Genomic DNA, 241 nt, shown 5'->3' with positions numbered 1-241 from the left:
CGCCGATCTGTCGAGCGCGAATCCGCATAATGAAAGCACGCGAAACCCAGGGCATGCTGCTCGGCCTCGTCGGCGTCATGATCTTCAGTCTGACGCTGCCGATGACGCGCATCGTCGTCACCGAATTCCATCCGCTGCTGAACGGTCTCGGCCGCGCGCTCGCCGCCGCCGTCCCCGCCGCCCTGCTGCTGTGGCTGCGCCGCGAAAAGCGGCCCAACCGGGCGCAGGTCAAGAGTCTCGC

At 67.2% G+C, this 241-nt stretch carries 1 pseudogene; it reads left to right on the top strand.

Going from position 1 to position 241, the window contains the following annotated elements:
- Positions 1–29: 29 nt before the first annotated feature.
- Positions 30–241: pseudogene (locus tag SB751_RS34670) on the top strand (EamA/RhaT family transporter); the annotation flags it as partial.

Origin of the sequence: Cupriavidus sp. SIMBA_020, from assembly GCF_046535395.1 — a bacterium.
Classification (GTDB): Bacteria; Pseudomonadota; Gammaproteobacteria; order Burkholderiales; family Burkholderiaceae; genus Cupriavidus; species Cupriavidus campinensis.
Note: the sequence above shows the minus strand (reverse complement) of the source record. Positions and strands in the feature narration are given on the sequence as shown.